At 53.5% G+C, this 26,386-nt stretch carries 24 protein-coding genes and 1 pseudogene; 2 read left to right on the top strand and 23 right to left on the bottom strand.

The window, feature by feature from the left end; genetic code table 11:
* Positions 1-113: 113 nt before the first annotated feature.
* From kefC to M1D91_RS03425, 12 genes are all read right to left on the bottom strand, one after another.
* Positions 114-1,976 (bottom strand): glutathione-regulated potassium-efflux system protein KefC, encoded by a 1,863-nt coding sequence (kefC, locus tag M1D91_RS03480; protein WP_437431138.1) that lies wholly within the window; start codon positions 1,974-1,976, stop codon positions 114-116.
* On the bottom strand, positions 1,969-2,499 hold the full coding sequence (gene kefF, locus M1D91_RS03475; protein WP_437431137.1) for a glutathione-regulated potassium-efflux system oxidoreductase KefF: 531 nt from the start codon (positions 2,497-2,499) through the stop codon (positions 1,969-1,971). The genes kefC and kefF overlap by 8 nt, the downstream gene beginning before the upstream one ends.
* A gap of 123 nt (positions 2,500-2,622) precedes the next feature.
* Positions 2,623-3,498, bottom strand: coding sequence for a 4Fe-4S binding protein (locus tag M1D91_RS03470; protein ID WP_437431136.1), 876 nt, complete (start codon positions 3,496-3,498; stop codon positions 2,623-2,625).
* A complete protein-coding gene (locus M1D91_RS03465; protein WP_437431135.1) occupies positions 3,498-4,343 on the bottom strand; it encodes a dimethyl sulfoxide reductase anchor subunit family protein in 846 nt (281 codons plus the stop codon). The genes M1D91_RS03470 and M1D91_RS03465 overlap by 1 nt, the downstream gene beginning before the upstream one ends.
* Positions 4,336-4,965 (bottom strand): DMSO/selenate family reductase complex B subunit, encoded by a 630-nt coding sequence (locus tag M1D91_RS03460; RefSeq protein WP_437431134.1) that lies wholly within the window; start codon positions 4,963-4,965, stop codon positions 4,336-4,338. The genes M1D91_RS03465 and M1D91_RS03460 overlap by 8 nt, the downstream gene beginning before the upstream one ends.
* Positions 4,962-7,280 carry a DMSO/selenate family reductase complex A subunit gene (locus M1D91_RS03455; RefSeq protein WP_437431133.1) on the bottom strand — a complete coding sequence of 773 codons (2,319 nt, stop codon included), beginning with the start codon at positions 7,278-7,280 and terminating at the stop codon, positions 4,962-4,964. Before M1D91_RS03455 ends, M1D91_RS03460 begins: the two co-directional genes overlap by 4 nt.
* Before the next feature lie 389 nt (positions 7,281-7,669).
* Positions 7,670-7,903, bottom strand: coding sequence for a YgdI/YgdR family lipoprotein (locus M1D91_RS03450; protein WP_437431132.1), 234 nt, complete (start codon positions 7,901-7,903; stop codon positions 7,670-7,672).
* A gap of 133 nt (positions 7,904-8,036) precedes the next feature.
* On the bottom strand, positions 8,037-8,894 hold the full coding sequence (locus M1D91_RS03445; RefSeq protein WP_437431131.1) for a hypothetical protein: 858 nt from the start codon (positions 8,892-8,894) through the stop codon (positions 8,037-8,039).
* A gap of 160 nt (positions 8,895-9,054) precedes the next feature.
* The gene (gene carB, locus M1D91_RS03440; RefSeq protein ID WP_437431130.1) at positions 9,055-12,279 is read right to left on the bottom strand and encodes a carbamoyl-phosphate synthase large subunit; all 3,225 of its coding nucleotides are present in this window, start codon (positions 12,277-12,279) and stop codon (positions 9,055-9,057) included.
* An 18-nt stretch (positions 12,280-12,297) separates the two neighbouring features.
* Positions 12,298-13,446, bottom strand: coding sequence for a glutamine-hydrolyzing carbamoyl-phosphate synthase small subunit (gene carA / locus M1D91_RS03435; protein ID WP_437431129.1), 1,149 nt, complete (start codon positions 13,444-13,446; stop codon positions 12,298-12,300).
* Positions 13,447-13,902: 456 nt separating this feature from the next.
* Positions 13,903-14,724, bottom strand: coding sequence for a 4-hydroxy-tetrahydrodipicolinate reductase (gene dapB, locus M1D91_RS03430; RefSeq protein ID WP_437431128.1), 822 nt, complete (start codon positions 14,722-14,724; stop codon positions 13,903-13,905).
* Positions 14,725-14,969: 245 nt separating this feature from the next.
* Positions 14,970-15,593 (bottom strand): alanyl-tRNA editing protein, encoded by a 624-nt coding sequence (locus tag M1D91_RS03425; RefSeq protein WP_437431127.1) that lies wholly within the window; start codon positions 15,591-15,593, stop codon positions 14,970-14,972.
* A 92-nt stretch (positions 15,594-15,685) separates the two neighbouring features.
* Between M1D91_RS03425 and M1D91_RS03420 the strand changes: the two genes are divergently transcribed.
* Entirely contained in the window at positions 15,686-16,600 is a 915-nt protein-coding gene (locus M1D91_RS03420) for a LysR family transcriptional regulator (protein ID WP_437431126.1), read from the top strand.
* Here the strand turns inward: M1D91_RS03420 and rihC are convergent.
* The 7 genes and pseudogenes from rihC to M1D91_RS03385 all read right to left on the bottom strand — a co-directional run bounded on the left by rihC (position 16,581) and on the right by M1D91_RS03385 (position 23,551).
* Positions 16,581-17,495: a ribonucleoside hydrolase RihC gene (gene rihC, locus M1D91_RS03415; RefSeq protein ID WP_437431125.1), complete on the bottom strand. Its 915-nt coding sequence runs from the start codon at positions 17,493-17,495 to the stop codon at positions 16,581-16,583. The two genes, M1D91_RS03420 and rihC, sit on opposite strands and share 20 nt — an antisense overlap.
* 64 nt (positions 17,496-17,559) lie before the next feature.
* Entirely contained in the window at positions 17,560-18,510 is a 951-nt protein-coding gene (gene ispH, locus M1D91_RS03410; RefSeq protein WP_437431124.1) for a 4-hydroxy-3-methylbut-2-enyl diphosphate reductase, read from the bottom strand.
* Positions 18,491-18,961 carry an FKBP-type peptidyl-prolyl cis-trans isomerase gene (gene fkpB / locus M1D91_RS03405; RefSeq protein WP_437431123.1) on the bottom strand — a complete coding sequence of 157 codons (471 nt, stop codon included), beginning with the start codon at positions 18,959-18,961 and terminating at the stop codon, positions 18,491-18,493. Before fkpB ends, ispH begins: the two co-directional genes overlap by 20 nt.
* A gap of 78 nt (positions 18,962-19,039) precedes the next feature.
* Entirely contained in the window at positions 19,040-19,537 is a 498-nt protein-coding gene (gene lspA / locus M1D91_RS03400; RefSeq protein WP_437431122.1) for a signal peptidase II, read from the bottom strand.
* Positions 19,537-22,353: an isoleucine--tRNA ligase gene (ileS, locus tag M1D91_RS03395; RefSeq protein ID WP_437431121.1), complete on the bottom strand. Its 2,817-nt coding sequence runs from the start codon at positions 22,351-22,353 to the stop codon at positions 19,537-19,539. Before ileS ends, lspA begins: the two co-directional genes overlap by 1 nt.
* Positions 22,354-22,390: 37 nt before the next feature.
* Positions 22,391-23,329, bottom strand: coding sequence for a bifunctional riboflavin kinase/FAD synthetase (gene ribF / locus M1D91_RS03390; RefSeq protein WP_437431120.1), 939 nt, complete (start codon positions 23,327-23,329; stop codon positions 22,391-22,393).
* Between the two features lie 7 nt (positions 23,330-23,336).
* Positions 23,337-23,551: pseudogene (locus M1D91_RS03385) on the bottom strand (DUF2575 domain-containing protein).
* 103 nt (positions 23,552-23,654) lie between these two features.
* Here M1D91_RS03385 and rpsT point away from each other — a divergent pair.
* On the top strand, positions 23,655-23,918 hold the full coding sequence (gene rpsT / locus M1D91_RS03380) for a 30S ribosomal protein S20 (protein ID WP_437431119.1): 264 nt from the start codon (positions 23,655-23,657) through the stop codon (positions 23,916-23,918).
* 59 nt (positions 23,919-23,977) lie between these two features.
* Here rpsT and M1D91_RS03375 read toward each other — a convergent pair whose 3' ends face one another.
* The 4 genes from M1D91_RS03375 to nhaR all read right to left on the bottom strand — a co-directional run bounded on the left by M1D91_RS03375 (position 23,978) and on the right by nhaR (position 26,371).
* Entirely contained in the window at positions 23,978-24,685 is a 708-nt protein-coding gene (locus M1D91_RS03375) for an ArsR/SmtB family transcription factor (RefSeq protein ID WP_437431118.1), read from the bottom strand.
* On the bottom strand, positions 24,666-25,073 hold the full coding sequence (locus tag M1D91_RS03370) for an amino acid-binding protein (RefSeq protein WP_437431117.1): 408 nt from the start codon (positions 25,071-25,073) through the stop codon (positions 24,666-24,668). The genes M1D91_RS03375 and M1D91_RS03370 overlap by 20 nt, the downstream gene beginning before the upstream one ends.
* Before the next feature lie 4 nt (positions 25,074-25,077).
* Complete coding sequence (locus M1D91_RS03365; protein WP_437431116.1) at positions 25,078-25,389, bottom strand: antibiotic biosynthesis monooxygenase family protein; 312 nt, start codon at positions 25,387-25,389, stop codon at positions 25,078-25,080.
* A gap of 88 nt (positions 25,390-25,477) precedes the next feature.
* Complete coding sequence (gene nhaR, locus M1D91_RS03360; RefSeq protein WP_437431115.1) at positions 25,478-26,371, bottom strand: transcriptional activator NhaR; 894 nt, start codon at positions 26,369-26,371, stop codon at positions 25,478-25,480.
* Between the last annotated feature and the right edge of the window lie 15 nt (positions 26,372-26,386).

The raw sequence follows: 26,386 nt of genomic DNA, 5'->3' as shown, positions 1-26,386 counted from the left end.
AAAATTTTCGCATTCTGTAAGCCACCCCTCGCCTGTATCGCTGACGTTTTGCTTTCGATATCCGTTGAATCAACACGTTACCCGCAAGTTTCCCACTTTATTACCGGGAGCGGTTACGGCTGAGGTTTTACTTCCGGCTCATCATGAGGATCGCCGGTATGGCGGCCCTCTTCTGTTCCCTGCCAGCCGTGGCGCTGAATCAATGATAAATGCGCCCGATCCTCGGTGATGATTTCCGTCAGCATAGCGCTGGTACGTTTAAAGACGGCGGCGCGGGACTGCGGATCGTTTTCCACCTCCGCCATCTCTTCCACCATCCGGGTATTAAACTGGCGGAACAGATCGGCGCGCTCACGGGCTTCATAGCGACCAAGCCCCAGCCCTTCCAGCGCCATGCGCCCCACCTTCAGCGCCGCTTCGAAAGTTTCACGTTCCGGGCTCTCAATGCCCGCCTGGCGCAGGCGGATGTAGTGATCAACATCGCGTGCACGCGCAATAATTCGCAGATGCGGGAAGTGTGTCTGTGCCAGTTCTGTTAACTGCAAACTGGCCTGCGGATCGTCAATCGCATTTACCAGCACTTCTGCCTTGCCGGCTCCGGCAGATTCAAGCAGGTCCGCGCGGGTAGCATCGCCATAGAAAACCTTCATACCAAACTTGCGCAGCGTTTCGATATGGTCAGGATCGTGATCCAGAACGACCATTTTTACCCCGCTGGAAAGTAGTAAACGCCCGGCAATCTGACCAAAACGCCCGAACCCTGCAATAATCACACGCGGTTCATCTTCATCAATCTCATCCGCGTCGTGCGCCTGGGTACTTCCTGCGTTATCCAGGCGGGTGAGCAGAACAAGCAGCAGCGGCGTCGCTGCCATCGAGAGCGCCACGGTCAGGGTCAGCGCCTTGACCCATTCCGGATCCAACACCCCTGCCATCTGTGCCGCTCCAAAGACCACAAAAGCAAACTCACTGCCCTGCCCCAGCAATGCGGCAAACCAGCGTCGCTGTTTCGCAGGGACATTCAGCGGTCGGCCAATAAGCCACAACACCGTAACTTTGATAATGAGGAACCCGGCCAGCAGAATGAGGATACGTAACGGGTGGGTAACCAGGGTGCCGAAATCAATCGACATGCCGACGCCAATGAAAAAGAGCCCCAGCAGTAGCCCTTTGAAAGGTTCAATATCGCTTTCCAGCGCATGGCGATATTCAGAGCTCGCCAGCAGAACCCCTGCCAGAAAGGCCCCCATCGCCATTGAGAGCCCGGCCTCTTCCAGCAGTAAACCAAAGCCAAACACCAGAAACAGCGCCACGGCACTGAATACCTCACGTAACCCGGAGCGGGCGACGAACCGTAGTGCCGGGCGTGCCACATAGCGACCGAGCGCCACCACCAGCGCCAGCGCACCAATAACTTTTAATGCCGAGAGCGCGAAGGCACCTAAGGTGGTCGATGCGCCGCTGCTGGCCAGCAGGGGGATCATCGCGACCAGCGGAATGGCGGCGATATCCTGAAAAAGGAGCACTGCAAAGGCGCTGCGTCCCATTTGCGAGACCGTGAGGTTACGTTCGTTCATTGCCTGCATGGCTATCGCCGTTGAGGAGAGCCCCAGCGTCAGGCCCGTCAGGAGCGCTACCGGCCAGGCGAGCCCCAGCGCCATGCAAAAACCGCCAAGCAGTAACCCGCAGGAGGCCATTTGCAACGCGCCGCCGCCAAATACCGGGACGCGCAGTTTCCACAAACGCCGCGGGTCCAGCTCAAGGCCAATGACAAAAAGCATCAGTACGACACCGATTTCCGCAAAGTGCAGAATCGACGCGGCATCCGTCACCAGGCGCAATCCCCAGGGGCCGATAATACAGCCCGCGATGAGGTAGCCCAGCACCGATCCCAGCCCCAGCCGGACGGCAATCGGCACAATCAATGCCGCCGCGCCAAGATAAATCAGCGCCTGAATTAAGCTGTGGCTATCCATGCGAGGCCTCCTGCCAGTCAATCAGACGCTGCCTGTAATGACGAGCCTCTCCTTCCAGGGTTTCATCATCGCAGATAAAAGTGCAGTGCATCGCAAAGGGCGGCAGCCATTTCATGCCGCAATAGAGCGCGGTCGCCTGTAGAGGCTGAGCCAGAACCTCAAATCCTGGGTGGGAGCCAATGTCAAAATGCGCTTGGCCACCGCCGGTGGTCACGGCCCAGAGCAGACTTTTACCCTTCAATGCCTGCGCCCCGTGACCATATGCCCAGCCGTGGGCGAGGACTTTATCGATCCAGAGTTTGAGTAAAGGGGGCGTGCTATACCATTGCATGGGGTGCTGCCAGACCACCAGATCAGCGCGGTTAAGAGCCGCCTGTTCAGCCGCAATATCGATAGTAAAGTCGGGGTAAAGCTCATATAAAGAGCGAACTTCAATCCCTTCCAGCGTCCCTATATGCTCAAGCATCCGCTTATTCGCATGGGAATGCTGCGGATAAGGATGCGCATAAATAATCAGAATCATTGATTAACCTGCTTTCACTGCACTATTTTTCAGTGAGTGTAGACAGTTAATCGACCGGCAAACAGAGATAATCTGTAGGGAATTGCAGGCATGGTGGGAAGACCCGCCCTCTGCTCAAGATCGTTAACGCATGCCGTGATTATGCTGCCGACAGATTGCGCACTCATCGATATTACCTTCCCATGAGATGAAAAGGCGGCCACAACTTTTACAGGTCAGGTGGCAGAGGGGGATATCTTTATAAGACGTTTTATGAATGTAAGGGGTGATGGATATCGCCTTCGTTGGGCAAACTGCCACGCAAATTTCACATCCTGAACAGGACTGTTCGCGGATAGACAGTGTCTCTTCACCCACGGTAAAAACGGCTGTCGGGCAGGCACGAAAGCAGGCCCCACACAACAAACATGCCTGCCTGTCGATAGCTAAGGCGAACTCACTCTGTTGCGGGAAAGCCTGCCGCGATCTATTAGCATCAGGCGTCGCGGCGTGGCAGCGCACCTCGCCCCCCTTTGTATGGAGCATTTTACGGCGAACGATATCCACTGTACTTTCTTGCGGTGGATAAACGCACCAGGCGGGCTCACCAAGCGCCTGTAAGCGAAGATTTAATATCGCTATTTCCCGCCCCCACGCAGGGTGAGCGTCCAGTTCCATCTCCACACCGCGAATGGCATAGTCGGTATGCCATATCAGTAATTCGTTCGCACTTGCCGGACAGGAAGAAAAAGGAGAGACCAGACGATCGCGACGGTAATATCGTGCAACCGGACTTAGATTCGTTAATGCCCCGGCGCCAACTGGACATGCAAACAGACAGTTGCCGCAACGAATACAGTGATCATTGTTGAGAATGGGGCCGCTACCGGTGAAGGATAATGCCTGCACCGGACAGACATCAACGCACGCCCTGCATGAAGAGCGGCGAAAACGGCGGCGGGAACAGGCCTCCCCTACACCCGGCGGGGCAGGGGACTCTGCAAGAGAAAAACGCAACATTACTGGATGCTAAAGAAAACCAAACGCAATAGCACCTCCGCCACAATCAGGAGCACACCGCCGATAAAAATAGCTTTCCTGCTGGCACGTAATGCGCCAACGACAAACACGAGTGCACCCAGTACTGATAGACACCATGCGGCGAGACGCAGAGTGCTCATTGAAGAAAAGGCCACAAGGGGTTGATGCGGGAAGGTCACCGCATCACTTTGTAGGGCCTGCGCCAGCCACTCCAGATAGGAAGGCTGCCCCAGCAGACGCACCAATATAGCCCCACCAATAAGGGCAATCGCCATTCGCATCAGGTTTCGCGTCAATGGCGCAGGCGTATACCGGCATCCAGCGATGAGAATAGTGGAGGCTACCGCGCCGATAATGGCGACCGAACCAAAAAACATCAACGGTGTATTAATATGCGTCCAGGTCACCACTGAAGCGTGCATATAAATAGCGCTCATGCAGAAGACATCCACTAATCCCAACAAAGCTGCGAGCGGGATAAGCCAACCCCAGAGCCGTTTAAACATAAGTGCAAGAAGTGTGCACAATCCCAACGAAGCGAGGAAAAGCGTGGCGAAAACGATCTCACGACTCAACCATGAACTGGCGATATGGCACAACGCATTCAATGCATTTAGTGGGTAGCCAAGGTGAAACACAGATGCAAGCAAGCCAACCCCGCCCGCCATGCAGGCAACCATCAGGGCAGGTAAAAAATGTCTTGCGAGGCTCGCCTGATAATCGGGACAGGCCGCTGCCTTCAACAAGGCTACAGACAGAAACAGCATAATGCCAACCGCCCCCTGCAACAGCAGGGTAAAAATCAGTAACGGTAACTCATGCATGGTGTGACTCCTCTTTTTCCGCACCCGAATGCGCTTTCACGACCAGGTTAGGATGGGTAATGGAAGAGTCTGGTAATCCTTTTACATCACAGAGGGCCCCATACTTTGCGCGCAATTCTTCAACAGGCCCGAAATCGATAGCGCCAAGCGGGCAAGTTGCCACACAGACTGGCGGCTCACCTTTTGCTAAAAGATCGATACACATATCACACTTGGACATTTGTCCGGTCTGAGTATTAAGCTGTGGTGCGCCGTAGGGGCAAGACCATGCGCAATAACCACATCCCACACACTTATCCGTATCAACACGAACAATCCCATCACCTGCGCGTTTATGCATCGCTCCAGTTGGGCAGTTTTTTGTGCAAACAGGATCGTCGCAGTGATTGCAGGAAATCGACAATGTGTAAGCGAAGACATTGTTTTCTACGCCGCCTTGTCCGGTAGGGACAAACCCGCCGCCATTCACTTCGTAGACCCGCCGAAATCGCCGTCCCACCTCAAGATTATTTTTATCTTTACATGCCACCTGGCATGCCTTACAACCTGAACAGCGAGAAGAATCAATGAAGAAACCCAACTGTTTTTCACTTACCGATGCGTAATCAATGAATTGGCTCATGCTTTACCTACCTCTACCAGCATGGTTTGATGGGAATTCCCTTTCGCCAGCGCAGTAATACGCGCCGAACTGAGCACATTGGCACATCCCCCGTGATCGACACCCTGAGCATCCGGCTTCCACCATGCACCTGCCTGCATTGCCACAACACCTGGGATAATGCGGGGTGTCACTTCCGCCGGAATCTGACTAATGCCTCGGTCATTGTGAATGCGCACCATATCGCCCTGTTGAATACCGCGCGGCTTTGCGTCCTGCGGGTTAATCCATAGCCTTTGCGTTTGCACTTCCTGCAACCACGGATTCGCATATTGGGTGGAATTAGCGCGGTTCTTCCCCTTCCAGGTAATTAACTGCAAAGGGTATTTTTGTGCGAGCGAATCGTCGGGCCCTTCATGAGCGGGTACGTAATGAGACAATGCAGGTATTTCTGCATGGTGCATGTCGTAGAGACGTTTGGAAAAGATCTCAATTTTACCGGAGGGCGTCTGGAAAGGATGATTCTCCGGATCCCGGATGTTGTCTGCGAACGCCACATGAGGCGCGCCTTTGAACAGATGCTGACGCTTCACCAGCAGTTCTGCGAAGGTGGGCAGATGTTCTTCAGGCATGGCCTTTCGCGACTGTTCCCAAATATGCTCGACCCACTGCTTTTCATCACGCCCTTCACTGAATGCCGCTTCCACACCAAGCTTCGCGGCCACTTCACGCTGCCACTCATAATCGCTACGACGTTCAAAATCAGGTTCGATCAATTTTTCGGAAAGAATAAGATAATTGGCGGTCCCCCATGTTTCGCCAATGTTCCAGCGCTCCATGAAGCTTGTTTCCGGTAATAACACGTCGGCATATTTCGCGCTGGGAGACAGATACAGGTCACTGACAACGATAAACTCAATTTTAGTTTCATCTTCCAGAACCTTTACCGCCTGATGGATATCAGGGTTCTGATTCGCCAGGTAATTCCCCGCCAGAGAAAACAAAATACGTATATTGCTCTTCAGCTTGTCGGTACCTTTTAAACCGTCCTCTGGTGTCACTTTGCTGGCGTCCTCAGCTGCCTGAACCCAGTTCATGATAGAGAGCGTTTCTTTCACCGGGTTATCCAGCGTCTCAGTACCCGTGGTAAATTTACGATTTCCGCAGCCGCCGTAACCCGCAGCCCAGCCACCTTTCACACCTACGTTGCCCGTTATCGTTGCCAGCAGGGTAGAACCACGTGCCGTACGCTCACCGCAGTTATGACGTTGGGGACCCCAGCCCTGAATCAGCGCAGCCGGTTTTGTTGTTGCGTAGTCCCGGGCTAATTGGCGGATGGTCTGTGCGGGAACATGGGTAATTTTTTCGGCCCACTCCGGCGTTTTCACTACACCGTCTTTTTTGCCCATGAGATAGGCCATCAACGATTCGTTTTCCGGCACGCCGTCTGGCATTGAATCTTCATCAAACCCTAACGTATATCGATTAATAAAGGTTTTATCATGTAGATTTTCACTGACGATGACATACATCATGGCATCCATTAACGCATTATCAGTAGTAGGCAGCAGCGGGATCCACTCGTCAGCCAGTGAAGAGGCCGTGTCTGAATAACGCGGGTCAACCACTATAAAACGCGTACCGTTCTTTTTCATTTTCTGAAAATAGTGGTTGGTATGACCAAATATTGTTTCTGTAGGATTATGTCCCCAAAGAATGACTAATGGGGTATTTTCAAGTGTATCTAACGAATTACCACTTGCTGCCGCCCCATATGTGTAAGGTGTGGCTGCAACCGTATTACCAAGGCTAACGGAATGGTAATAAGAGAGATAACCGCCTGTAAGATTTAAAAGTCGGCGCATCATTCCATCACCAGAGAACGCACCGCCGCTTGTCGCCGTATTATTATGCACAAAGCGTGATTCAGGACCGTATTTATCCGTAATACGTTTTAGATTATCTGCAATAAGAGTAGTGGCTTCATCCCAGGAAATCCGCTCAAATTTTCCTTCCCCGCGCTTACCAACGCGTTTCATCGGATATTTCAAGCGGTCAGGATGGTAGACAAATTTCCGATAACCCCGGCCTCGCACACATGCACGCATGATTGGCATATCGGGATCCAGGGCCGCATCCGGACGCGTGGCGATGCGCGTTACAACGCCGTCTAAGACATGCGCACGAATATCACATTTTCCGCCGCAATCGAAAGTGCTGCAGGTCGGGATAACCTGCTCTGCCACGCCAGATGTTGATTCTGGTGGCAGGGTTGTCGCTTGCGCATTTTTGGTAGAAATAAATGGAAGCGTCACTAACGCCGCGCTGCCTTTCATAAACCTGCGCCGCGTTATATTGAGAGAAATACTCTCTTTAGGGCTTTTGTTTTCATCCATGATGAGTACCTAAAAAGGAAATAATTTTCCTTTAATACGCCCTTACCGCCAATGACACAAATCAAAACTATAGAAAACACTGTTTAAAAATTCACAGCGACAATTAATAATATTTATTATTTATATTCAGTAAACTTCACCACCAGGACATATATATATCCACGGTGAATATGTGCGAGGCTTTAATTAATTTATATTTTGCCGCGGATGTAAATCTAAAAGCGATAAATCCTTATTACAGGCCTAACCTGTGTACTCACTGAAAATACCGCCTTGATAATCAGGCAAAAGAAGAGAGAAGCAGTGACGGAGGCCACTGCTTCGCGAACTTAGTTATCCAGTTCGCTCATATTCTTAAGCTGATCGCGGTTGATCTGCTCGGTTTTACCGGTTTCAGCATTTTCATAGGACACCAGCCCGGTATCGCTGTCTACTTCTGGTTTACCGTCTGTAACAATGGTCTTGCCATCGGTGGTTTTCACTGCCTGATTGGATGAACAGCCCGCGACGGTAAACAGCGTGGCGGCAGCAAAAATGGACGTTATCAGTAGTTTCGATCGCATGGTGTTCTCCCCTGCTTTCAGTTGGTTTTGATTATTCGCCTTATTATTTTAGGTTAACTTGCTGAAAATTTATGTAAATACAGAAGGTTCTGAGGCCGGGCAGCCGGATAAGCGCCTGCCCGGCCCTCAGAGGTTAGGGTTTAAGCTCAAGAATAGAGCTCATCATGGTGTGATTCAGATTGGTCATCACTTCATAATAGCGGGTCAGCTCTTCGCCGCCTGCTTTAGGGCTGCGCCATTTTTCGCGGTTCTGTTTTTCGAATTCTTTCAGCAGATCTTTTTGTTCATCTGCCGACCCGGCATGAATGAAGTCGGTGTAAATTTTGGTGGCATCATTCAGATTTTGCTGAAGCTCAGGGGAGCTGAAATGGGCGGTGATAACCGGCGGCTGATAACGCGACTCTGTGATGCGCATATTTTGAGTGTAATCAGCAGACGGAGAAAACTCATTGCTATAATAGTGCTTAAAGTCCTCTATACGGAATATCTTGGTTTTGTAGTTATCTTTAGAGGTAGAGGACATCGATTCAGGGAAAGCTTCAGTGGGTTTCAGTTCCCAGCTATTCGCGAATTTATCAATAAACAGCTCGCTGCCCAGATCGTTAAACGGACCGGTGACGGTCTGTCCGTCAATCGTCAGAGTATGCACATCACTGTTTTCACCGGCTGGCTGTACCCCTTGCGCCAGATACTTCTGTACCACATATATATAGCGGGTCCGGGTAGGGTTGATAAGACCACTCTCGCCTGAGCGAGGCCAGGCGTCAAACACGCTGAATTTGACCTTTTCACCACTCTCCAGGGTCAGCGTGTGTTGACCCGCGTCCAGCTTAATATTTTGCGTTTCTTTTGCCGGGATCGTTATTTTTTGATCGTCGATCGAAATCGCTAATGGTTTCCCGGTCGGGTTATCAATAAGAAACTCTTTGCTGTCGCCAAAACAGGCGGTTAACGTCAGACAGGCACCCAAAAGCATTATTCTTTTTAACACGTGTTTCTCCTTAAACGTGAAAGACGAACTCAGTAAACGACACGGTTTTAAGGGTAAAGGATGGCTCTCGCATAGTGAAAAATAAATTAACTATTAAATTTAGGGGGGACGAAAATAAAAAAAGCCAGCTTGCGCTGGCTTTCGGTTAGTCAACCCGGTTTTATTTCACGATCTGCGCATGCATCTCCTGCACCGAAATCACCTTCTCGGTGGCATCCGCATTCAGCGCCATCGCCGTCGCGAAACCGCCGTTCAGGGTGGTGTCGTAATGCACTTTATACTGCAGCGCACTGCGGCGAATCAGCTTGGAGTCTTCAATTGCCTGACGACCCGCAGTGGTGTTGATGATGTAAGTGTACTCGCCATTCTTGATACGATCCTGAATGTGCGGACGACCTTCATGCACCTTGTTCACCAGACGTGGGTTGATGCCCGCTTCGCCCAGCACAATCGCCGTACCGTGCGTCGCATCCAGCTCGAAGCCGTACTTCAGCAGCTTAGCGGCCAGGTCGACCACGCGCTCTTTGTCACCTTCACGCACGGAGAGGAGCGCACGGCCCTGCTTCTTCATGGTGGAGTTGCTGCCCAGCTGTGCCTTCGCGAACGCTTCTGCGAAGGTGCGACCGACACCCATGACTTCGCCGGTAGAGCGCATTTCTGGCCCGAGCAGCGGGTCAACGCCAGGGAATTTGTTAAACGGCAGCACCACTTCTTTGACCGAGTAATAAGGAGGAATAATCTCTTTGGTCACGCCCTGCTGTGCCAGCGTCTGGCCCGCCATCACGCGTGCGGCCACTTTCGCCAGTGGAATACCGGTCGCTTTGGAGACGAAAGGAACGGTACGCGCTGCGCGTGGGTTCACCTCTATCAGGTAGACTTCGTTGTCTTTGACCGCGAACTGAACGTTCATCAGGCCACGCACCTGCAGTTCAAAGGCCAGCTTCTGTACCTGCTCGCGCATGACATCCTGGATCTCTTTACTCAGGGTGTAGGCTGGCAGAGAACAGGCAGAGTCGCCGGAGTGAACGCCCGCCTGCTCAATGTGCTCCATGATGCCGCCAATCAGGACTCTTTCGCCATCGCAGATGGCGTCCACGTCCACTTCTACCGCATCGTCGAGGAAGCGGTCCAGCAGGACAGGCGCATCGTTGGAGACACTGACCGCCGTCTGGAAGTAACGACGCAGGTCAATCTCGTCATAGACAATTTCCATTGCCCGCCCGCCCAGTACATAGGAAGGACGCACCACCAGCGGATAGCCGATTTCTTTTGCCTTCTCAACTGCTTGCTCAATAGCCGTTACCGTGGCGTTCGCCGGCTGCTTCAGCTTCAGACGGTCAACCGCCTGCTGGAAACGCTCACGGTCTTCGGCGCGGTCAATCGCATCCGGGCTGGTGCCGATAACCGGTACGCCAGCCGCTTCCAGCGCGCGCGCCAGCTTCAGCGGCGTCTGGCCACCGTACTGCACGATGACGCCTTTTGGCTTCTCGATGCGCACGATTTCCAGCACGTCTTCCAGCGTGACCGGCTCAAAGTAGAGACGGTCAGAGGTGTCATAGTCGGTCGAGACGGTTTCCGGGTTACAGTTGACCATGATGGTCTCATAACCATCTTCGCGCAGCGCCAGCGAGGCGTGAACGCAGCAGTAGTCAAACTCAATGCCCTGACCGATACGGTTCGGACCGCCGCCCAGCACCATGATTTTATCGCGGTCAACGGACGGGTTCGCTTCGCACTCATCTTCATAGGTGGAGTACATGTAGGCGGTGTCGGTCGCAAATTCCGCCGCACAGGTATCCACGCGCTTGTAGACCGGGTGCAGGCCATACTGGTCACGCAGTTTGCGCACTTCTGCTTCACGCACGCCGGAAAGCGTCGCCAGACGGGCATCGGCGAAGCCTTTGCGTTTCAGATGACGAAGGAAGTCAGCGTCCAGCCCCGTAATGCCCACTTCAGCGACTTTCTCTTCCAGACGCACCAGCTCTTCAATCTGCACCAGGAACCAGCGGTCAATATTGGTCAGGTTGAACACGCCGTCAACGGAGAGGCCGGCGCGGAAAGCATCGGCGATGTACCAGATACGCTCTGCGCCTGCGTCTTTCAGCTCGCGGCGAATTTTAGTCAGCGCTTCCGGGTCATCAAGGCTCACTTTCGGGTCAAAGCCGGTGGCACCCACTTCCAGGCCGCGCAGCGCTTTCTGCAGGGACTCCTGCTGAGTGCGGCCAATCGCCATCACTTCACCAACGGATTTCATCTGGGTGGTCAGGCGGTCGTTAGCGCCGACAAATTTTTCGAAGTTAAAACGAGGGATCTTAGTGACCACGTAGTCGATGGACGGCTCGAAGGACGCAGGTGTGCGGCCACCGGTGATGTCGTTCATCAGCTCGTCGAGGGTGTAGCCCACCGCCAGTTTGGCCGCGACTTTCGCAATCGGGAAGCCGGTAGCTTTAGAGGCCAGCGCTGAAGAGCGGGACACGCGCGGGTTCATCTCAATAACAATCAGACGACCATTTTTCGGGTTCACCGAGAACTGCACGTTAGAGCCGCCGGTTTCCACGCCGATTTCACGCAGTACCGCCATCGAGGCGTTACGCATGATTTGATACTCTTTATCAGTCAGCGTCTGAGCGGGCGCCACGGTGATAGAGTCACCGGTATGAATGCCCATCGCATCAAAGTTTTCAATGGAGCAGACGATGATGCAGTTGTCGTTTTTATCACGCACCACTTCCATCTCGTACTCTTTCCAGCCAATCAGCGACTCGTCAATCAGCAGCTCTTTGGTTGGGGAGAGATCCAGGCCGCGTTCGCAAATTTCTTCAAACTCTTCGCGGTTGTAAGCGATGCCGCCGCCGGTGCCGCCCATAGTGAATGAGGGACGGATGATGCACGGATAGCCCACGTCAGCCGCCACCGCCAGCGCTTCTTCCATATTGTGCGCGATACCAGAACGGGCGGTATCAAGGCCGATTTTCTTCATCGCCACGTCGAAACGACGACGGTCTTCTGCTTTATCAATCGCGTCGGCGGTGGCACCAATCATGGTCACGCCGAACTCAGCCAGCACCCCCTGACGCTCCAGCTCCAGCGCGCAGTTCAGCGCCGTCTGGCCGCCCATGGTGGGCAGAACCGCATCCGGGCGCTCTTTTTCAATAATTTTGCGTACCACTTCCCAGTGGATAGGCTCGATATAGGTCGCATCCGCCATTTCCGGGTCGGTCATGATGGTAGCGGGGTTGGAGTTGACCAGAATGACGCGGTAGCCCTCTTCACGCAGGGCTTTACACGCCTGAGCGCCAGAGTAGTCAAATTCACACGCCTGACCGATGACGATCGGGCCCGCACCCAGAATCAGGATACTTTTTATGTCTGTACGTTTTGGCATGGCTCTCTTAACTCCTGATTATTTCGCGGACTGACGGTACTGCTCAATTAACTCGATAAAATGGTCAAACAGCGGCGCGGCATCATGCGGCCCCGGGCTCGCCTCCGGGTGTCCCTGGAAGCTGAACGCCGGTTTATCGGTGCGATGGATCCCCTGCAGGGTGCCATCAAAGAGTGATTTGTGGGTCACTCGCAGGTTGGCAGGCATGGAGGCTTCATCCACAGCAAAACCGTGGTTCTGTGCGGTAATCATCACCGTGTTGTTGTCAATATCCTTCACCGGATGGTTGCCGCCGTGGTGGCCGAACTTCATCTTCACGGTGTTTGCGCCGCTTGCCAGAGCCAGAAGCTGATGACCAAGGCAGATGCCAAAGACGGGAATCTCAGTTTCCAGGAAGGATTTAATCGCATTGATAGCGTAATCGCACGGTGCCGGGTCGCCAGGGCCGTTGGAAAGGAAGATGCCGTCCGGATTCATTTTCAGCACGTCTTCTGCCGGGGTTTTGGCCGGCACCACGGTCAGGCGGCAGCCGCGATCAACCAGCATACGCAGAATGTTACGTTTTGCGCCGTAATCGTAGGCCACCACATGGAACGGCAACTCACTCTCTTTTTTCGCTTCCGGCAGCTCGCCTGCAAGCGTCCAGCTTCCCTGCGTCCAGCTGTAGGTTTCAGCGGTAGTGACTTCTTTCGCCAGATCCATCCCGTTCAGACCCGGGAACGCTTTGGCTTTTTCCAGCGCCAGCGCAGCATCCAGATTATCTCCCGCGATAATGCAGCCGTTTTGTGCCCCTTTCTCACGCAACAAACGCGTCAGCTTACGGGTATCAATATCGGCGATGGCCACAATGTTATGGCGTTTCAGATAAGAAGAGAGGTCTTCGGTGTTGCGGTAGTTGCTGGCAATCAGCGGCAGGTCGCGAATAATCAGACCTTGCGCATGTACCTGAGAGGACTCTTCATCAGCGGCGTTAGTGCCGACGTTACCGATATGGGGATAAGTTAGAGTGACGATTTGGCGGGAATAGGAAGGATCAGTGAGGATTTCTTGATAACCGGTCATTGAAGTATTGAAAACGACTTCCCCAACCGCCGAACCTGTTGCCCCTATGGCCCGACCGTAAAACTGGGTTCCGTCTTCCAGAACCAATAGCGCTGACTTAATCAAAACACCCTCCAGAGAATATTCACTCACTTTATTTGCATATTAATTCAAATATAGCCCTTGAATCAATGCAAATCTGCGTAGCCGCGAATTTTTTGCAAACGGCGGCATTCTGGAGACATGAAGGGTAAAAGTCAACTTATCGCGCATATTTTTCATGTCTTTTTGCGCCCCAGGAAAGAATAGCATGAAATAAGGATAGAAAAGATCAGCTTTATGCGTCTACGTAAACGCTTGCGCAGCGGTGAAAACGGTAGGGTTGTCGTCAGGGGCTTAAAAACCAGACCAGATGGTCAAAATTAACATTTTTGAGACAAAAATAGTGCTAATAAAGCCACAAAACAGGGGACTGGATTAAATTAATCCTTGTGAAGCATAAAATAAAAGGGCAATAAAATATTGCCCTATGCAATCAATAAGTTAAGACTGCAATAACCACATCACGATGGGTAATAAAACTTACAAATCGTTAAGACTGAGCACATCACGCATATCAAAAAGGCCTTTATCCTTGTTTTTTAGCCACAAAGCGGAGCGAATGGCACCGTTTGCGAATGTCATACGGCTTGAGGCTTTATGGCTAATCTCTATGCGTTCACCGATATCTGCGAACATCGCGGTATGTTCGCCGATGATGTCACCCGCGCGCACGGTCGCAAAACCGATGGTGCCAGGTACGCGCTCGCCGGTATATCCTTCGCGGCTGTATACGGCGCATTCTTTTAGATCTTTATCGAGGGCGTGGGCAATCGCCTCACCCATAGCCAGCGCGGTGCCCGACGGGGCATCCACTTTGTGGCGATGGTGGGCCTCCACAATTTCAATATCCGTATACTCACCCATCACTTTTGCTGCTTTCTCAAGCAACTTCAGCATGACGTTCACCCCCACGCTGAAGTTGGCGGCAAAGACGATACCAATCTCTTTCGCGGCGTCACTAATGGCCTGCCTGCCCGCATCATCAAAGCCGGTGGTGCCAATCACCATCCCTTTTTGATGCTTGCGGCAAAAATCCAGGTGCGCCAGCGTGCCTTCAGGCCGGGTAAAATCGACGAAGACGTCAAAATCATCCTTTACCGTCTCAGGACAACTGCTGACGGTGACGCCCGTTTTGCCCACACCCGCCAGCTCTCCCGCGTCGCTACCCAGCAGGGAAGAGCCTTCACGCTCCAGCGCTGCGCCCAGGGCAACGCCCTCCATTTGCAGGGTGGCCTGAATTAACTGACGGCCCATACGCCCGCCGGCACCCGCGATAGCAACGCGGATTAGTGCATCATGCATAGTTGTACTCTTTTGTTAATAAAATGCTGAAATCGCTTCCAGATTAACCAGCCCACGGCGTGGCTGCCAACTGAAAACGACGATAATAAGAATTAAATGATAAACAGCATGAAGTATCAGTAAAAGGCATGAGTGCGCATGTTGCGATTTGCAAAGCAAAACTGGCTGGACGTGCTGTCCCCGAAAGCAGAAAGGCGATGAGATGCTTTCGGGCACGGCATTACCCTTGAATATCACTGCCTGAGTCAGTCAACGCTATAGCTCACTATCAGTTGTCCTTTTTTGAGCTTTATGGTGGTGAGCGTAATGAGACCAATTTCACCGGTCGCTGGCATATGGGTTCCCCCGCAGCCATAAGCCGGCAGTTCACCAAAACGGACCTGTCGTTTGCCATCGACGAACGCAACGTTCAGCGGAAGATTTTCTGCAACCCATCCCGTGATAAGCGCCTCCAGGGCAGCCCCATCTGGCAATGCGCTGGCACCGGTAAAGGTAATACGCCCTTCCCCCGGCCAGTGATGCGCTTTTACGGGCTGCAATTGATGCATTTCACCTGCATAACCAATCAAATGCCCGGCTGAGTGCCAGCGCGAATGCAGGCGTCGTAGTTCGCGGTCGACCCGGACAGACACCCGTCCGGGTTCAATGGGCGCAGAGGTACGGTGCCATACGCTGTCACCCTCATTAAATACGCCCAACACCGCAACTTCATTAATCCAGCCCTTGTCAGCAGGCTGTCCACCGCCCTGAGGGTGAAACAGGGTTGCGTCCAGTTCTACATTAAAACCGCCATCCTCGGCGCTAACACAGCGCAGGACATTCGCCTCTCCGTCGGTCTCATCACAGGTGTAGTAATCTCGTTGGGTCATTCATTTTCTCCTCTCAATGACATCAGTATATTATCTTCGGTAATGAAGATAATCGGTCCTTCCCTCAACGCACTTTTGCCTGGCAGACACAAATGAACATTACCTTACTTCCCGATCTCGCCACCTTTGTTCAGATTGTCGAACAGGGTAGCTTCTCTGCAGCCGCACGGGTGACGGGTGCCACCCCCTCCGCGATGAGCCGCTGCGTGTCACGCCTTGAAGAAGCGTTGGGGAGTAAATTGCTGCACCGCACCACCCGAAAACTGCGACTAAGCGACGCCGGACATGCCGTCTTCGCACATGCACAGACCATGCTGGATGCGGCAAAACTGGCGATGGATGTGGGTAGTAGCGTGCAGGACATCGCCCAGGGTACGCTCACCATCAGTGTGCCGAAAGCCGTGGGTCGTTTTGTTATTCATCCACTGATGCGTGACTTTCTGGCAACATACCCGCAGGTCAACGTGCGCCTGCGCCTGGAAGACAGGTATATGGATCTGATTGATGAGAGCATCGATCTTGCGCTGCGGATAACCAACTCCCCTTCACCAGGCCTGTATGGCAAAGCCTTAATGCCCATCCGCCATCTCATTTGCGCCACACCCGCCTATTTGCAACAGCACGGGAGGCCTGAAAAGCCAGAAGATTTGCGCAGTCACAGCTGTATCAGTCTGGGGGAAACCCCTGCCGATTCACGCTGGAAATTTTGCAAAAACGGCAAGACCGTCACCCTGCAAACGCAGGGACGCTATGCGGCCAACCACACGGGCGTACGACTGGATGCAGTACTGAATCATGTGGGTATTGGTAGCCTGCCGCTGTTTACCGCCAGAGAAAAACTGGCGAGCGGAGAGATTGTGCAGGTTCTGCCGGAGTGGGAGTTTATCAGTGCCTATTCAGGTGAACTCTGGCTGCTGTGGTCGTCAGGCAGGCATATGCCCGCACGCATGCGGGCCATGATTGATTATCTGGGTGAGAAAATGGCGATTACGGCGCGAGACGAATGACGCTGGCAACCCACTCCCGGAACGCCTCAACATCGATACCCAGCGCCACCTGCGCGTTGGCGGGTTTTCCGAGTTTACCTTCAATATCCACAACCGTGGTCCCCGCTGTCCATGTGCCCTGCGTCTCAACCGCCACAAAGCAGGGTTTAAGCGTGAACAGAGAAGGACGCGCCAGCCAGGCGATGGCGCAAAGATCATGCATGCGCAGACCCGTCGCCATACTGCCGCTGCGGTAGTGGCTGAACACGGCATGGAGCATCTTTCCCGTCTCATTCAACGCAGGCAAGGAGGCCAGATATTCAGGCGTCAGGGTGGCATGATTTGTCACGTCCAGACCGCACATCACAATCTCAATTCCGCTATTGAACACCCGGGCGGCGGCTTCCGGATCAATGGCGATATTGAATTCCGCATTGGGGGTGAAGTTGCCGCGCCCGGCGGAGCCTCCCATCATGACAAGGCGGCAGATGTTGAACTGACACTCAGGATAGTGCGTCAGCAGCAGCGCAATATTGGTCAAGGGGCCAATCGCAACCAGCGTGACAGGTTCAGGCGATGCCATCAGCTGATCACGAATAGCTTCGAATGCCGGTTTCGCCAGCGGCTGGCGCTGATGCTCCACGAAAGCGTACCCTTCCATTCCCGATTCGCCATGAACAGTCGCAGCGTCGCGAAGCGGGCGCAGTAACGGGGTGGCCGCCCCCTGCGCGACGGGCACGCTGGCATTCCAGAAATGCAGCAGTTGTAGCGCATTGCGCGTCGTTTTTTCCAGCGAGACATTACCTGCGACCGTGGTTATCAGCCTCAGATCAAGCTCAGGGGCAAAAAGCGCGGCGGCGATGGCCGCCGCATCGTCAATTCCCGGATCGGTGTCGAGAATAATGGGCAGACGCATAACTCCTCCATAAAAAATGCCAGACCGTAGTCTGGCATCATCTCATACTGGCAACGCAAAAAGGTTATTCGACTTCGCGTACATCCACCCGCAGCTCTTTTGGCACTTCGAAAACAATGTTCTCTTCACGCCCTTCCAGCGGTATAGCGTCGCCGCCACCCAACTCCTGTAAACGGGTAATCACGTTTTGCACCAGGATATCCGGAGCAGATGCCCCTGCGGTGACGCCCACGCAGTTGATGTTCTTTACCCAGACTTCCTGAATATCTGAAGCATCATCAATCAGATAAGCCGATTTGCCCATACGCTGGGCCAGCTCCGCGAGGCGATTTGAGTTAGACGAGTTTTTCGACCCGACCACCAGCACCACCTCAGCCTGCTCCGCCAGCGCACGAACCGCTTCCTGACGGTTGGTCGTGGCATAACAGATATCGTCTTTGCGGGGCCCCACAATTTTGGGAAAACGCTCACGCAGTGCATCTATCACTTCTGACGTATCGTCTACCGAGAGTGTGGTCTGGGTCATGAACGAGAGCTTGCCAACATCTTTGATGTTCAGCGTGGCGACGTCGTCGGGTGACTCCACCAGATACATACCGCCTTTCTCGTTGCTGTACTGGCCCATCGTCCCTTCCACTTCCGGGTGACCAGCGTGACCAATCAGGATGGCTTCTTCGCCACGGCGGCTGGCACGTGCGACTTCCATATGCACCTTCGTTACCAGCGGGCAGGTAGCATCGAAGACCGTCAGGTCGCGACTTTTTGCTTCATTGCGCACCGCCTGGGATACGCCATGCGCAGAGAAAATGAGAATTGCGCCGTCAGGCACTTCGCTGATTTGCTCAATAAAAATCGCCCCGCGTTCGCGCAGGCTGTCTACCACGTAGCGGTTATGAACCACTTCGTGACGAACGTAAATGGGCGCACCGTAAATTTCCAGTGCGTTTTCAACAATGCTGATAGCACGGTCAACCCCGGCGCAAAAACCGCGTGGGTTAGCCAACAGAATCTGCATTCAACCCCTCCAGTACTGGCTCAATCTCCAGTACATCAACATCAAAATGAACGGTCTGGCCTGCCAGCGGATGATTAAAGTCCACGGTGATAGAGTCGCCGTTGACTTCACGGATCACGCCCGGCATTTCGCTGCCATCCATAGAGGTAAAGAGCATAATCGCACCGATTTCAGGCTCCCCTGCATCCATAAAATCACGGCGCGAGAAGTACTGAATCAGATCGGGAACCGGTGTACCAAACGCCGCATCAGGCTCCAGAGAGAAGGCTTTTTTATCTCCCTCTTTCAGCCCCAGCAGGTGCTGTTCCAGTCCTTCAGAGAGCGAACCGTCTCCCAGGCGAAACAGAGCAGGTTTACCATTATTGCGGGTCGACTCAGCGGTGGAGCCATCTTCGAGCTTGAGCGTGAAGTGAACCAGCACCGCGCTATTACTCTGTATGGATTTTGACATGCAGGTTTGCTCACTTGTTGGGCCTGATGGCGATGCGCTTATCAGGCAAGAAAACCTGATAAGCGCCACCCGGCAATGTTATGCGGCTTTTTTCTCGGCGGAAGGCAAGAAGCCTTCCAGCACAATCAACGCGGCGCCAATACAAATGGCCGTATCCGCAAGATTAAAGGTAGCAAAATGCCAGTCGCCCATATAAAAATCGATCATATCGACGACAAAACCATGCCACAGGCGATCGAACAAATTGCCAAGCGCCCCACCAATGATCAGCGCATAGGCGATATTGTTCAGCTTCTGCGATGCCTTAGCGCGGTACATCAGCACCGTCAGCACCACACAGATACCGATCGCGATACCAGCAAAGAACCAACGCTGCCAGCCACCGCTATCGGCAAGAAAACTGAACGCCGCGCCATAGTTACGTGCGTAATGCAGATTAAGTGACGGGAACAGCGACACCGTATCCCCCAGAGCGAAGTTCTGGAGGATCAGGTACTTGCTGCCAAGATCAATAATCAGCACGGCCACAACCAGCCATAGCCAGCGCAGCCCTGTTGAACAGACAGATTTACTCATCAGGCAAACTTACGTTTTTCGCCGTCACCGGCAACGTTGCTGACACAGCGTCCGCAAATTTCTGCGTGTTCCGCCACCTTACCGACGTCCTGAGTGTAGTGCCAGCAGCGCGGGCACTTGTCTCCTTCGGCTTTGCTCAATGCTACTTTCAGCCCTTTGAGCAGTTCGCTCTGCTGGGCATCAGCACAAGCCTGAGCATAATCTTCAACTTGTGCACCGGAGGTCAACAGGACAAATCGTAATTCATCGCCCAGCGCCGTCAGTTTGGCAGCCAGTTCAGGCTCAGCAAACAGCGTGACTGCCGCTTCCAGAGAGCCACCGACCTTCTTGTCTGCGCGCGCCTGCTCGATAACCTTATTGACTTCACCACGCACTTTCAGCAGCTCGTCCCAGTAGGTGTCGTTCATCGCCTCGGTTGCGGCGAGGCCAAACAGCCCCTCGTACCACTCACCGGTGAAGACATACTGCTCGCGCTCACCTGGCAGATAGCCCCAGATTTCATCGGCGGTGAAGGACATGATTGGCGCCATCCAGCGCACCAGTGCTTCGGCAATATGGAACAGTGCGGTCTGGCAGCTGCGACGCGCCACGCTGTCAGCTTTCGCGGTGTACTGGCGGTCTTTGATGATGTCGAGGTAGAACGAGCCCATTTCGATGGAGCAGAAACGCATCAGGCGCTGCACCACTTCGTGGAAATCGTAAGACTCGTAGGCTTTGACGATGTCTTCCTGTGCCGCTTTCGCACAGCCCACCGCCCAACGATCCAGCACCACCATCTCTTCCGGACTCACCATGTCTTTCGCCGGATCAAAACCATTGAGGTTTGCCAGCAGGAAGCGCGCGGTGTTACGGATACGGCGATAGCTGTCGGCAGCGCGTTTGAGGATCTCGTCAGAGACCGCCATTTCGCCCGTGTAATCGGTAGATGCGACCCACAGACGCAGGATGTCCGCGCCCAGTTTGTTCATAACATCCTGCGGCGACACGGTGTTGCCGATGGATTTAGACATCTTACGACCCTGGCCATCAACGGTGAAACCGTGAGTCAGTACCTGGCGATAAGGTGCTTTGCCCTTCATGGCAGTGGAGATCATCAGAGAGGACATGAACCAGCCACGGTGCTGGTCAGAACCTTCGAGATACATATCCGCTGCGTGGCCAGCAAATTCAGGACGAACGTCAACAACAGAGGAGTGGGTGGAACCGGAGTCAAACCAGACGTCCAGGGTATCCGGCACTTTCTCGTAGTGGTCTGCATCAGCGCCCAGGATGTCGCGGGAATCGAGATCCCACCAGGCCTGAATGCCGTCCACTTCGACGCGCTTCGCCACTTCTTCCATCAGTTCCAGCGTGTTCGGATGCAGTTCCTGCGTCTCTTTATGCACGAACAGAGACATCGGCACGCCCCAGGTACGCTGACGGGAGATACACCAGTCCGGACGGTTAGCCACCATGGATTCAATACGCGCCTGACCCCAGTCCGGGATCCACTGCACGCCTTTGATTTCGGAAAGCGACTGCGCGCGCAGACCTTTCTGATCCATGCTCACGAACCACTGCGGGGTCGCACGGAAAATGATCGGCGACTTATGACGCCAGCAGCATGGGTAGCTGTGCTGCATTTTTTCAACGTGCAGCAGCGAACCGTTGTCGCGCAGCAGGTTGACGATGATGTCGTTGGCTTTAAAGACGTTTACGCCATCAAGAACCGGGAAAGTCCCCGGCAGATACGCGCCATCCGGGCCAACCGGGTTGGCAATTTCCAGACCGTATTTCTGACTGATCGTGTAGTCGTCCGGGCCGTGGCCACCTGCGGTGTGTACCGCACCGGTACCGGCTTCCAGGGTGACGTGATCGCCAAGGATCGCTGGAACATCAAAGTCCAGGAACGGATGTTTGAAGCGCATCAGCTCAAGCTCAGCGCCCTTCACGGTACCCAGTACGCTGTATTCACTGATGTTGACGCGTTTAAGCACGCTTTCTACCAGGTCTTTCGCCAGGATAACCGCTTTACCGTCAATCTGCACCAGCGCGTAGTCAAACTCCGGGGAGAGAGCGATAGCGCGGTTAGCCGGCAGCGTCCACGGGGTGGTGGTCCAGATAACCAGTGAGACAGGACCGCTTACCGCTGGCAGGCCGAATTTGCCCTTGATGGCATCCTGGTCGACAGCTTCAAACGCGACGTCAATAGACGGGGACGTTTTGTCGTAATACTCGACTTCCGCTTCTGCCAGCGCAGAACGACAGTCTACGCACCAGTGCACCGGCTTCGCGCCCTTATGCAGGTGACCGTTACCGATGATTTTACCCAGCGCCCGGATGATGTTGGCTTCGGTTCTGAAGTCCATCGTCAGGTACGGACGTGACCAGTCACCCAGCACGCCAAGGCGGATAAAGTCCTTGCGCTGGCCGTCAACCTGAGTGGCAGCATATTCGCGGCATTTTGCGCGGAACTCAGCGGCGGTAAATTTCTCGCCCGGCTTGCCAAATTCCTGCTCTACTTTCAGCTCGATAGGTAAACCATGGCAGTCCCAGCCTGGTACGTAAGGCGAGTCATATCCTGCGAGTCCTTTGGACTTCACAATAATGTCTTTAAGAATCTTGTTTACTGAGTGACCAATATGAATGCTGCCATTCGCATAGGGAGGGCCATCATGCAGAATGAAGGTTTTTTTGCCTTTTTTGGCTGCACGAATGATGCCGTACAGGTCATCATCGGTCCAACGCGCCAGCATTCCCGGTTCGCGTTTGGCGAGATCGCCACGCATCGGGAACCCTGTTTCCGGCAAATTCAGGGTAGATTTATAGTCACTCATCAGATTCTCGGTTCCGTATTTATTACGTGTCAGGCAGTTAAGCCGGTTTTGATAGCCCAAAGAACTCGCGGGCCGTTGACTCATCACGCGCAATTTGCGCTTTCAGTTCATCCAGCGAGCCAAATCGCTGCTCGTTGCGTATTTTTTTACGCAGTATTACATCTATATGGCGTCCGTAAAGGTCCATTACAACGTCCAGGATATGAACTTCCAGCTGCTGGCGTACGCCTGCAACCGTTGGGCGCGTGCCAATATTGGCAACGCCGGGTAGTAATGTATTACCTAAACCGACCACCTCTACCGCATAGACCCCTTTAACCGGGGAAACCTGACGACGTAGCGGTAAATTCGCCGTCGGAAAACCTATGGTGCGTCCCAGTTCATCACCGTGAACGACGCGCCCGGAAATACTGAACGGGTGGCCCAGTAACGCTTCGGCAAGCTGAAGGTTATCGTCTGCCAGCGCCTGGCGTATCGCCGTGCTGCTCACGCGCGCGCCACCGGTACAAAATGTTTGTGTACTGGTGACGTCAAAGCCGTATTGTTGCCCGGCCTTCTGTAATAACAAGAAATCGCCCTGTCGACCAGCACCAAAGCGGAAGTCATCCCCGACAGCAAGAAATTGCACGCCCAGTTTGTCGACCAGCAGGTCACTGACGAAATTTTGCGCCGTTAATGCTGCAAACCGGCGGTCAAAGCGGACACAGAGTACGTAATCCACACCTGATTTTGCCAACAGGTGCAGTTTTTCACGTAAACGGGTCAGGCGTGCCGGGGCCTTGTTACCTGCAAAAAGTTCAAGCGGCTGCGGTTCGAAGATCATCACCACAACAGGCAGGCCACGCTGGCGGCCCTCCTCGCTAAGCCCTTGTAATAGCGCCTGATGACCACGATGAACGCCGTCGAAATTACCAATAGTCAGCACACACTTTTTCGGTGCCTGGCTGAGATTATGTATGCCGCGTATCAGCTTCATGTCTGGCTCAAAACAGTGAAAATCGTCGGATTATACCTTGTACAACGTGCAACGTTAACCGACGATTGCCTGATGGCGCCAGAAAGGGGAAGGATTTCATTAAGCTGCCCACCATTGGTACGAAAAACTGGCCTGGTTAACGATTTTTATCGTGGAAAAGCTGTATTCATCGACAGCAAGCTGGTAGAATCCTGCGCCATCACTACGTAACGAGCGTTGTATTTAACGGCGCTTATTTGCACAAATCCATTGACAAAAGAAGGCTAAGAGGGCATATTCCTCGGCCTTTGAATTGTCCATATAGATCATATTTGGGAGTTGGACCTTGGCTAATATCAAATCAGCTAAGAAGCGCGCCGTTCAGTCTGAAAAGGCTCGCAAACACAACGCAAGCCGTCGCTCTATGATGCGTACTTTCATCAAGAAAGTGTACGCTGCGATTGAAGCTGGCGACAAAGCTGCTGCACAGAAAGCATTTGACGATATGCAACCGATCGTGGATCGCCAGGCCGCTAAAGGTCTGATCCACAAAAACAAAGCTGCACGTCATAAAGCTAACCTGACTGCACAGATCAGCAAACTGGCTTAATCGCCCGCTTGTTGTGCTTTGTAAAAAGAACCCGCTTAATGCGGGTTTTTTTATGCCTGCTATTTATCGTCGATAGCGAATAACGTTTGTAATCCCCGCATGCCCTCTTCCGTAAAGGTCACTTCCCGATAGCCCGGCGTCCGAAGGAGCCACCCTTTTTGTTCAAAGTACTGCAGCAGTAGCGCCCCCGCCTGTCCGCCAAGATGAAAACGTCTTTCGCTCCAGTCGAGGCAGGCACAGGACAACCTGCGGGTGGTTTTTTCTGCTAACGGCAGACCGATACGGGAGAACAATGCCATCCCCTGGGCCGTTAGCGTGCCGCCATCCTCCGCTATCTCCCCTTTCTTCTGCAGAGCATCATAGATTTTTACTGCCAGTTCACCGGCAAGATGATCGTAGCAGGTACGCGCTCGTCTTAAGGCCACGGGCGTTCGGGTTGTGGGAGGATTTACCCGCCGCCAGGACACCCCCATCATCTGCTCAATGAGTTGTGCAATGTCCTGCCCGGCAAGACGGAAGTAACGATGGCGCCCCTGGCTCAGGCAACTGACTAAATGACTGGTAAGTAACTTACTAAGATGGGCGCTGGCGGTGGAGGCCGAAATATCGGCCACCGTACTAAGCTCAGTGGCGGTCCATGCGCGCCCGTCCATGAGCGCGCAGAGCATTTTAACCCGCGAAGTATCGGACATCGCGGCAGCGACCACCGCGATTGAGCGTTCAGGCGCATCGTCCTCCGCAAGCGGCTCAGGATGACTCGCAGTCATGAACAGTGACCTCCCAGGGTTCTGTGGCCTCACTGGCGACGGCCGGATTATCGGTCACCAGAATAAGTTGATTAGCATGATCGCTGTACTGTACCAGGATATTCACTCCACGTAACGCCAGTGCAGCGGCAATTTCCCCTAACTCGCCTGGCCGTTCCTGCTTCAGCTTACGGATCAGTGGGCGTGACACACCACCCACCTGAAAACCCGCCGCGTCCAGCACCGCCTGCGTCCTTACCCCCTCTGCAACCAGAAAATGGGCATGGGCTTCGTTTCCTGTGGTAAAAACGCCCCCACCTTCAAGGCCAATGCCATTGCTGCCCAGCGTCTTACCCAATTTCTCCAGTTCACCCGGTGCGTTCTTCAGAATCACATGAATATCGTACATTGCCTTACCCCCGACTTTCCGACGAATATTCACGCTGAAGTCGGGCGATACGAATGCGATAATACGAGAAAATGGCTTCCCGACCTTCACTCTGTGCCGCGCGATGAAAGTGGTTCTTCTTCCATTCAAGAACCGAAGCCTCGTCACGCCACCAGGATAATGAAAGGATTTTGCCAGGCGTGGTCAGACTCTGGAACCGCTCCAGGTCGATAAAGCCATCAATCCTGTTCAGGAGTGGCTTGAGCTGCGCTGCAAGTTCGAGGTATCGCGCCTGTTTTTCGACAATCGCCTCTGCTTCAAAAAGTACCGCTATCATGATTTATCACCTCTATGAATTAACGGTGATAAATGTACGGCACGGAGATCAGAATGCTTCGTCGCTTAGCGAAACATGTCGTAACGCGTCACAGGCCGCGAAAGAGCGAGGCGTAATCGCGATTGCAGATGCGCTGCACCGCCGGATGCTGAATCATACGTTCGGCGAAGATGGCGTGATACTCCTCCATCACATTCTCCACCCGCCCGATTTCCAGCATAGTGTCGTCAGAATAGAAGTCCTGCGCATACAGCGTGGGGGCAACAAATATGGCGTTGTGCGCCGCGCCAAAGGATTTCATCAGTGCGGCGTCATCAAACTCACCGAGAATCTCAACATTGAGTCCCTGCGAATTAAACCAGTTCAGCAGCTTTCTGCCGAGCATTGAACGGCGCCCGGGAATCAACAGCCGGCGCTCTTCCAGACAGGCCGGAAACGCCTTTTTTAACGCCGGTTTCTGACACCAGAAACTGACGCTGCACTCGCCGATCTTTACCGAAAACAGCCCTTCCTGGTGCGTAGAATCAATGGGACAGTCGGAGATAATCATGTCGAGCTTGTGCTGGCTGAGCTGTTCAAGAAGCATTTCATGCGTCGATTCAAAGCAGCGCAGGTGAATGGGCTCCCCTTCCTGCACGGCGGCATCAAGAATGCCACTGACCAGCGTTTTTGATAACGCATCCGCCACGCCCACATCGAAAAGCAGATGTGACTCTTTGCGATAGTTAACGATATCAAGCATTTCCTGACTGAGCGTGAACATCTTGTCCGCATAGCGAAACACCAGCTCGCCAAGTTCCGTGGGTTCCAGCCCTCTTCCCCGGCGCTTAAAGAGTTTCCCCTGCAACCGCTCCTCCAGCGATTTGATCTGCCCGGTGATGGTTTGCGGCGTCAGGAATAGTACCTCTGCAGCCCCGACAACCGAACCTTCCCGGTAGACATGCCAGAAATAGTACAAATGGTTGTAGTTAATGTTCGACATCGCCGCTTCGCTCCC

This window comes from Enterobacter sp. SA197 (assembly GCF_054131575.1).
This window is presented reverse-complemented; position numbering and strand designations above follow the sequence as displayed.